Annotated in this window: 3 protein-coding genes and 2 pseudogenes; 1 reads left to right on the forward strand and 4 read right to left on the reverse strand. The window is 67.5% G+C overall.

Going from position 1 to position 3,419, the window contains the following annotated elements:
• Positions 1–695: 695 nt before the first annotated feature.
• The 4 genes and pseudogenes from ACFP2T_RS39475 to ACFP2T_RS39490 all read right to left on the reverse strand — a co-directional run bounded on the left by ACFP2T_RS39475 (position 696) and on the right by ACFP2T_RS39490 (position 2,992).
• The gene (locus ACFP2T_RS39475; RefSeq protein WP_377431564.1) at positions 696–956 is read right to left on the reverse strand and encodes a hypothetical protein; all 261 of its coding nucleotides are present in this window, start codon (positions 954–956) and stop codon (positions 696–698) included.
• A gap of 46 nt (positions 957–1,002) precedes the next feature.
• Positions 1,003–1,956 (reverse strand): tyrosine-type recombinase/integrase, encoded by a 954-nt coding sequence (locus ACFP2T_RS39480; protein WP_377431566.1) that lies wholly within the window; start codon positions 1,954–1,956, stop codon positions 1,003–1,005.
• Positions 1,957–2,353: 397 nt separating this feature from the next.
• Positions 2,354–2,563, reverse strand: a pseudogene (locus tag ACFP2T_RS39485) (transposase); the annotation flags it as partial.
• 81 nt (positions 2,564–2,644) lie between these two features.
• A complete protein-coding gene (locus ACFP2T_RS39490; RefSeq protein WP_377431569.1) occupies positions 2,645–2,992 on the reverse strand; it encodes a hypothetical protein in 348 nt (115 codons plus the stop codon).
• Positions 2,993–3,269: 277 nt separating this feature from the next.
• Between ACFP2T_RS39490 and ACFP2T_RS39495 the strand changes: the two are divergent.
• A pseudogene (locus ACFP2T_RS39495) lies at positions 3,270–3,419 on the forward strand (IS256 family transposase); the annotation flags it as partial.

Raw genomic sequence — 3,419 nt, forward strand, 5'->3', positions numbered from 1 at the left:
CGAACGGGCACAGGAAACCCAAGCCCGACTGGGAATCGGCGAACGCGTCTAGAGGTCAGGCTGCCGCATCTGGCTGGCGTCGATGACGGGCCCGATGAGCGGGTGCGGTAGCCCGCATTCCGCCCCCGCTCCGGCCAGTCTTCCGGCCGGAGCCGGCAGCCGGCTACGCGGGGCCCTCCCCCCGCCCCAGCCGGGATGCGGGGGAGTACCCGGGGGCGGGTAGCAGGTTCGAATCCCCGGGTATCGGTGAGGAGATGGTGGTGGGCTGCCCGTCGGGCGGTGGCCGGGCTGAGTCTGGTCCGGGCCGGCGGCCGGCCCGGCCGGCTCGGATACGTCCAGTGCCGCTTTACCAGACGGCGGTGCCGGGCCCGCAGCGTGGTCGGGGTGACGATCCGGTGCGCACACAGTGCGCGGGGCAGCAACAGCGTCAGCGCGGACAGCACTGCCCGATCCGGCCAGGACGGCCTCGCCCCACCGACCTGGCGCCGTCAACACGGCGACTTCATGCCGTAGCACCAGCAACTCCCGCCGGGTTGACGGCGTCGCTCCACACGAGGGAGCGCGAGCCAGCCGAACATCCGAACCATGATCAGATACGGCAAAGGACCATCACGAACCGATCGTGCCGCAGCCAGGCGAAACCCCAGCTCATAGCCCATGCGTCTAATTTCGGCAGTGACACGACCTCCGCGCAATCAAGGGTCCTGCGATCGGGCCCGGCGGCGGCGTGCCGCCGCCGAGCGTTCAGCCAGTTGCAGCATGTACGCGGTGCGTGCGTGTTTGGCCATGGCGGCGCGGACTTCGTCGGGCAGCGCACCGTCGGGGTCGACCTGGCGCTCAAAGCGCTCGAGGAATGCTTTGGTGCCGGAGGAGGTGCGAGCCGTACGGTCGCTGGTGTTGGCCCAGGAGGCATGTGCGGCGATGCGGGCGCGGCGGCGGCGCTGCTGCGGGGTCATGCCCGTCTCTGCTCCACGCCCGCCTGTCTGTGGCTTCTTCTCGCGGTCAGACACGTTCGCCGATCCCCATCCGGGCTTGCACCTGCTGGGCACGCTCGGCGGCAGCGCTGGCGCCGTAGTGACGCGGCATGTCATCGGACGTCCAGCCGAGCACCAGCATCAAATCGCCGGTGTCGCCCCCGGCCAGCTTCCATTCGTGTGCATAGGTGTGCCGCCAGCGATGGGCGTGCACGCCAGCGACCCCGGCGCGCAGACCCCGCCGTTTGAGCATGAGCTTGATGCCGTTGGCAGTCAGCGGCTGCGCGCCACGTACCGCCAGCCACAGGTCGGGCAGCCCGAAGCCCTTGTGGCCGCCGCGGGCGCGCAGGTAGCGGCTGACCGCCCGAGCGGTCTTTGCCCCGAGCCGAACCCGTCGGTCCTTGGCACCCTTGCCGTGGTAGCGCACCGTATCCAGTGACAGGTCGACATCGTCGATTTCCACGTTCGCCACCTCGGACAGCCGGGCTCCGGTGTTGGACAGCAGCCGGATGATCGCCTCGTCGCGGACGTGTACGAAGTCCTTGCCTTTGCACGTGTCGAGCAGCTTCTTGGTGTCCTCGTCCCGGATGATTGGGATGAGGCGCTTCGGTGTCTTGGGTTGCCGCACCCGCAGCATCGGTGACTGGTCCATTTCCTCCTCGTCGAGCGTGAGCCACTTGAAGAACTGCTGCAGGGCCTTGTGCTTGTTCAGCGCCGTGGCCGGCGACCGGGTCGTGATCATCCACGCTTGGAAGTCCTCGACGTGCCGCCGAGTCACGGCCGTCGGCGTGCCTACTGCCTCCCCCGCCTCCCGTTGGCTGTCGTCGGCGAGGTACCGGCCCAGTTGCGCAACGGCGAGGAGGTAGTTGTAGCGCGTCGTCGACGGGTAGTTCCCCGACCGCAGCGACCGGTCCCAGTCGGTGAGGAACGTCGCCCACTCTGGCGGCAGACCCGTCGCCAGCATGGTGGGATCCCGCTTCATGGCCACGTACCCTGCGGCGTCGGCACCGGGCGCCGATGCTGGTGCGTGGAGCGGGGCGGAGCCATCGGAGCAAACCGCCCACTAGGCGAGTTGATCGGGGGATCATGACGGCCGTGGTCGTCGCCGATATCACCGGCGATGCTCACCGACCGTCTGGCCAGTGTGACCGTTGCCGCCGCGCTTTGCGGCGCGACCAGTTTGCGGTACGGCGTGGTGCGTGTGCGCCGGTCTGGCACTACCGAGTTCGTCTTCACGACCACAAAAGGCTCGCGAACCAGCGCCGCTGCCACGGTTAGAGGGAGTTGGGCACCCAACAACTACCCAACAGCCAGGCGGAATACAGGTCACGTCCGCGCTGGTGGTGTAGGAGACGACCTTCGCGGGATCCGGATTGATGTTATGCGGCGATCGGGGCCGGGTGAGGCTGGTCGGTGTCGTGGTTGTCGGTGGTGAGGATGTTGTGGCGGGCTTTGGTGAGTAGTTCCAGGCCCATGTATCGGCGGCCTTCGGTCCATTCGTCGGTCTGTTCGGCCAGGACAGCGCCGACGAGGCGGATGATCGCGGCCCGGTTCGGGAAGATCCCGACGACATCGGTGCGGCGGCGGAGGCTGGGCAGCGCGGCTGCGAGCCGTCAGCGCCGGCCTCTGTCGCTCACACCCACCCATGGCCAGCGGTGTGCGGTAGCCCATCAGTTCGGGTCGGACCCGCCATCGCCTGTTGCGTCGTCGCGCGTCTCCGAGGTGGTGTCGATGGCATCGTTCGCTCTTCCCGTGAGGAGGGCGCGCTGTGTCATGCCCTCCTGGCGGATGCGCTCGCGTTGTGTCTCGCCTCGCTGCCGGATGGCCTCCCGAATGACGAGACCAACGCCTCCACTCGTGGCGAGCAGGGTCGCAAGCTGACCGTAGTCAACAGGGCCGTTGGAGACCTTGCCTCGATACGGTTCGAGTTCGATCAAAATCCGCTGAAGCTGATCATCCAACTCGGAACCGCGACGGTCGGCGGGATCCTCGACGTTCGACTGCTCAGACTCGGCCATCCCCCCATTGTCCTGTCCGGCACAACTCGTATGGGCGACCGTTCCGGCCAAGGCGCTGGCGGAGTCCGAGACCGGCCTAGACTGGACGGCGGCGCTCCCCGCGGTGGTGTGGACGGATCCGCGGAATCCGTCAAGTAAACGTGGACGGTCGAGCCTAGAAGGTCACGTCCACGGGAGTGGTGTACGACTTGCCCGTGATGGGCGTGTTGCGTAGATAGGAGACGGCCACCGCGCGATCCTTCGAGACGGCTAAGTCAACAACGAAGGAGACAACGCGATGGCCGCATCTGAGAGTGTGAACCCTGCTGACCTGCTACGCGAGCAGGTGGAGTCCGCGTCACCGGACGTGTTGCGGACGATGGTGAAGACGTTCGCGCAGGCGTTGATGTCCGCCGAGGCGGACGCGATCTGCGGCGCACCGTACGGA

The sequence above is a fragment of the Plantactinospora solaniradicis genome (assembly GCF_042658085.1).
In the GTDB taxonomy this organism is placed as follows: Bacteria; Actinomycetota; Actinomycetes; order Mycobacteriales; family Micromonosporaceae; genus Plantactinospora; species Plantactinospora solaniradicis.